This window comes from Streptomyces sp. NPDC059080 (assembly GCF_042739975.1).
Classification (GTDB): domain Bacteria; phylum Actinomycetota; class Actinomycetes; order Streptomycetales; family Streptomycetaceae; genus Streptomyces; species Streptomyces benahoarensis.
Genome location: NZ_JBHYGX010000045.1, coordinates 42,926 through 47,680 on the forward strand (window position 1 = coordinate 42,926; position 4,755 = coordinate 47,680).

5 protein-coding genes are annotated in these 4,755 nt (G+C 76.2%); 1 reads left to right on the plus strand and 4 read right to left on the minus strand.

What is annotated here, in order from left to right; translation table 11 throughout:
- Positions 1–95: 95 nt before the first annotated feature.
- Together ACFWWQ_RS25795 and ACFWWQ_RS25800 are read right to left on the minus strand one after the other, a co-directional pair.
- Positions 96–833 carry an MIP family channel protein gene (locus ACFWWQ_RS25795; protein ID WP_384600620.1) on the minus strand — a complete coding sequence of 246 codons (738 nt, stop codon included), beginning with the start codon at positions 831–833 and terminating at the stop codon, positions 96–98.
- A gap of 114 nt (positions 834–947) precedes the next feature.
- Positions 948–1,682 carry an SseB family protein gene (locus ACFWWQ_RS25800; protein ID WP_384600623.1) on the minus strand — a complete coding sequence of 245 codons (735 nt, stop codon included), beginning with the start codon at positions 1,680–1,682 and terminating at the stop codon, positions 948–950.
- Positions 1,683–1,849: 167 nt separating this feature from the next.
- Here ACFWWQ_RS25800 and ACFWWQ_RS25805 point away from each other — a divergent pair, with 167 nt between their 5' ends.
- Positions 1,850–2,290, plus strand: coding sequence for a PPOX class F420-dependent oxidoreductase (locus ACFWWQ_RS25805; protein WP_384600626.1), 441 nt, complete (start codon positions 1,850–1,852; stop codon positions 2,288–2,290).
- Between the two features lie 102 nt (positions 2,291–2,392).
- Here ACFWWQ_RS25805 and mycP read toward each other — a convergent pair whose 3' ends face one another.
- Positions 2,393–3,580 carry a type VII secretion-associated serine protease mycosin gene (gene mycP, locus ACFWWQ_RS25810; RefSeq protein WP_384600629.1) on the minus strand — a complete coding sequence of 396 codons (1,188 nt, stop codon included), beginning with the start codon at positions 3,578–3,580 and terminating at the stop codon, positions 2,393–2,395.
- Positions 3,577–4,560 carry a hypothetical protein gene (locus ACFWWQ_RS25815; RefSeq protein WP_384600632.1) on the minus strand — a complete coding sequence of 328 codons (984 nt, stop codon included), beginning with the start codon at positions 4,558–4,560 and terminating at the stop codon, positions 3,577–3,579. Before ACFWWQ_RS25815 ends, mycP begins: the two co-directional genes overlap by 4 nt.
- Positions 4,561–4,755 lie beyond the last annotated feature (195 nt).

Sequence of the window (4,755 nt, forward strand, 5' to 3'; positions counted from 1 at the left end):
GTCCCCCGTACCGTACCACGGATCACGTGGCGTCCACCCAATTCCCCCAGGCACCTCTACGTCGCGAACCGGGGCTCCGTACGTACGGGACGCCGTCAGCCCTTTGCCGGCTCCGCGGCAACCTCGTCGGCGACGGCGGCCGGGGCGTACGGCGGGTGGGTGTAGCGGTGCACCACCGCCGCGAGCGCGCCGCCGATCAGCGGGGCGACGATAAAGAGCCACAGCTGGGTGATGGCGGCGCCACCGGCGAAGAGCGCCGGGCCGATGCTGCGCGCGGGGTTGACCGACGTCCCGGTGAGCGGGACGCCCACGAGGTGGACCATGGCCAGCGCCAGGCCGATGGGCAGACCGGCGAAGCCGACGACCGCGACCTTGTGCGTGACGGACAGCACGACGAAGACGAAGGCGAAGGTCAGCACGATCTCCACGACGAAGGCGCCACCGGTGTTCAGGTGCACCGCGGACCGGTCGCCCCAGCCGTTGGAGCCGAACGACTCGCTCGTCCGCAGGCCCGGGATCTGCTTCGCGACCAGGAAGAGCACCGCCGCGCCGACGACGCCGCCCAGCACCTGCGCAATCCAGTACTCGACGGCCGTACGGAGGTCGATGCGGCGGGCCAGCAGCATGCCCAGGGTCACCGCCGGGTTGAGGTGGCTGCCGGAGATCGGGCCGAGCGAGTAGGCCATGGCCAGCATGACGAAGCCGAAGCTCAGCGCGATGCCGAAGGTCCCGATGTACTCACCGGCCAGCACCACGGCGCCGACGCCGAAGAACACCAGGAGCAACGTGCCGAGGAATTCGGACAGGACCGTGCGGGTCTCGGTGGTCTCCATAGGGGCTCTCCTCGCGTGGATCCCGAGCTGTCCTCGCATTCTGCGGCGGGGGAGAGCGGTGCGCCCGTCGGGCGGGCGCGGCCCGGGGCCGGGTGGCGGCACCGGCCGCCGGGGTCAGCGGCGGTAGAAGGGCTCCTCGGACGGCTCCGCGCCGGGCGGCAGCAGCGCCAGGTCGAGGCCGCGGACGAGCCGGGCGCGCAGCTCCTCATCCGTGGCGAGGGACTGGGCCAGTCGGTGGGCGACGTCGGCGGCGGAGGCGTCGGGGGTGAGGCCGAGGGCGAGGGTCGCGTCGGTCTCGGCCGAGGGGGCCAGGTGGGCGACGCGGACCGCGGGTTCGGCGGCGAGGAGGGTGCGCAGCGCGTCGAGGACGGCCGGGTCGGTGCGCGGGTCGGCGTCCTGGCGGCCCTCGGCGAGGGCGCGCAGGGCGGGGCCGGTGAGCTGGTAGGTGACGGGCCCGGCGAGGTCGACGACGACGGTGTCGGCCTTTTCGTGGGAGGCGGCCAGCAGCGCCTGGCGGAGCGGGACGGCGACCGGGCGGGCGTCGGCGCGCCAGCGCTTGAGGGTGTCCATCGAGGTGAAGGCGGGCAGCGCGCGGCGGCCGTCGGGGGCCTGGAGGGTGGGGACGGCCATATCGCTGGTCTTCTCGCGGCGCAGGCCGTCGGGCCCGGTCTCGCTCTCGCCGAGGACGGCGACGACGGGCACCAGGACGCGGGCGCCGGAGAGGGCCGCCAGGAGCTGCGGTTCGGCGCTCCGGTCGCGGTCGTAGGCGGCCAGCGCGGCCGCGAGGGCCGGGTCGGCGGAGCCGTCGTCGTCGGAGAAACCTGGGTCCGGGATGTTCTTCTGCGCCACGGGGCGAGCCTAGCGACACGGGGGTACGCGGCCGGGGGCGGGTGCGGGCCCACGCTCCCCGGAGCGGCATCCTCCGGGCCGTGCCCGGGCGGCGTACACCAATTCGGGAGGTATCCATCGAGTTCGGCACGCCGTGTACGCGCTCCGGTGCGGACAGTATGTGAGCCATGATCGAGCTCTCGCATGACATCCGCCGGCGGATCGAGGCCCCGCACATCTGGTTCGTCGGGACCATCGGCCCGGACGGATCGCCGCACGTGAGCCCCATGTGGGTGGGGCTCGACGGGGATCTGCTGCTGATCAACACCTCCGTCGGCCGGGTCAAGGAGCGCAATCTGCGCCGTGACCCCCGGGTCTGCCTGTCCCACGCGGACGCGGCCGACCCGTACGACCGGGTGCAGATCCGCGGCCGTGCCGTCCGCTTCGTCGAGGGCGCGGAGGCGGACCGGAACATGGACCGGCTGGCGGGGGCCTATCTCGGCACCGAGCGGTACGAGTGGCTGGTCCCGGGCGAGGAGCGCGTGATGGTGCTGATCGAGCCGGACCGTGCGCGCCGCGTCACGGGCGTCGAACCGCTGCCCGCGGGGGCGCCGGGGGCGGTGTCGTAGGGAAAAATCCGGGGTGTCCCGTACGGGTCCGGGCCCGTTTGTCCTGACGGGTCCGGACCCGTCGGTCGTCCTGAGGGGTCCGGACCCGTCGTCGTCCGGGGGCTAGCGGAAGAGGCGCGTGGGGTGGCGGTCGCGCCAGAGGGCCGCGGCGGCGGCGAGGAGGGCGGTACCGGCGGCCGCGGCGGTCCAGGGGAACCAGCCCGCGGGGGCGGCGCCGTGGCTCTCGGGGGTGCGGCCGGGGCCGAAGTGGCGCGCGGCGTGGGCGGCGGGGACCGGTTTCTGGGCGGTCGGTTCGAGGTCGGCGGCGGCCTTGAGGGCCGCGGCGGGGTCGACGGTCCCGGCGCCGCGGTCGTTGTTCCGCCCGCCGTCGGGGCGGTCCTGCGCGGTGTCCATGAGGAGCTGCCGGATCTGCGCGGGGCTCAGGCGGGGGTGCGCGGCGCGGATGAGGGCGATGGAGCCGGAGACGAAGGCGGCGGCCGGGCTGGTGCCCCACCCCTCGTAGTAGGTGCGGTCGGGATTGGCGGTGGCGACCTCGTCGCCCGGGGCGGCGACGGTGGCGTACCAGTGGCGGGTGGAGAAGTCGGCACGGTTGCCGTAGCGGTCGACGGCGGTGACGGCGATGACGCCCGGGTAGGCGGCGGGGTACGAGGCGCGGTTGCCCTCCTCGCCGCCGTTGCCCGCGGAGGCGACGACGGGTATGCCCTTGCCGAGCGCGTACTGGACGGCGGCGTCCTCGCGGGGTTCGGGGTGGGCGGAGACGCTGTCGTCGCCCAGGGAGAGGTTGATGACGTCGGCACCGTGGTCGGCGGCGTAGCGGATGCCGTCGGCGAGGGCCCCGGCGCGTTCGGCGCGGGCGCGTTTACGGGCCGGGTCGTCGTCCTCCAGGATCACCCGGACCGGGAGTATCCGGGATTCCGGGGCGATGCCGAGCACCCCGTCGCTCTTCTCGGGGCCATGGCCGTGACCTGCGATGATCCCGGCCATTCCGGTGCCGTGGACGGCCCACTGGGGGTCTCCGGGTCCGGCGCCGAAGCCGATGAGGTCGCGTGCGCCGGCGACCGAGCCGCGCAGGTCGGGGTGGTCGGCGTCGACGCCGGTGTCGAGGACGGCGACGGTGACGCCCTTGCCCTTGGTGGTCTGCCAGGCGTCCTGGGCGTGGATGGCCTCCAGGGCCCATTCCTGGGCGCGGATGCCGTCGGCGCGGGCCGGGGCGGCGGTCAGCAGCGGTGCCAGGGCGGCGGTCAGGGCCGTGGTCAGCGCGGCGGCGGCGCGCAGCGGGGCTCGGGTCACGGGGATGCCTCCGTGGTGCGGGTGGTGCTCCCGGCGGCAGCGCGGAAGGTGGCCTCGATACGGTCGGCGAGGCCCTTGGCATCGTGGCCGAGCCCGGCTTCGGCGGCCACGGTGGTGGTGCCGGGCCGGACGGCGTCCGCGGCGGGCTGCGGCGTGGGGACGGTACGGCCGTCGGCGAACCCGGCGACGGCGGAGACGACGACCGGGATGTCGATGAGCACCCGCACGGTCCAGGTGGCGCGCTGCTCGGCGCCGAAGGGGGCGGCCGGGGTGCCCTCGGGTGCGTAGGTCCGGGGCATGAGGTCCGCGTCGTCGGCGAGGCCCTTGGCGGCGAAGCGGTGGCGCAGCGCCTTCAGGGTGTCCTGGTCGGCCTTGACGGTCCGGACGCCGACGGTGACGAGGTCGGTGCGGGTCGCGTCGAGGTAGGTGGCGCGCAGCTGGCGTACGCACCCGGCCGGGGCGAGGGCCTTGGCGAGGGACGGGTTCTCGGCGTTCCGGCAGGCGCGATCCGGGGCGACGGCGACGCGGGTCCAGCGACGGTCGGAGCCGCCCGGCCCGGCGCCGATCCCGTCGACGACCGGCGGGAAGAGGGCGTCGACGGGGGCGTTGTGCCAGGCGTCGCGGCCGTTGTCGTACGCGACCTGGGCGGCGGTGCGGGTGTCGGCGCCCTCGGTGAGCCAACTCCCGGCCACCGCCCCGCAGAGGAGCCCGGTGCCGAGAACGAGGCAGGCCGCGGCGGCGAACGCCCGGGAGACGGGGCGGCGCGGTGCGGACAGCGGCCCGGCCGGACGCAGCGGCCCGGCGCCCTGCGGCGGCAGCGGGGTGCGGGGGCGGAACGGCCCGCCGGGGCGCCCCTGGGGCGGGCCCGTGGTGGCGGCGCGGGCCCGGGGCGCGGCGCCGTCGCGGTCCGCCCACAGGCCCTGACTGCGGGCCAGATGGAAGGCGGCGGTGTCCCGGAAGCCCGGTGCGGCGGCGGGCACGGTGGCCGGGCACGGGGGCACGGCCGGTGCGGGTGGGGCGGGCGGCGTCGCCGGGCGCGCCGGGGCGGCGGGCGCCGTCACGGGTCGCGCGGTGGCTCCGGCACGCACCTGTCGCGGGCGACGAGCAGGCCCGGGAACTTCGGGAGGGGTCTGGGGGCGCGGCCGGGGCAGGAGGGGGCGGGCGGGGGCGCGGCC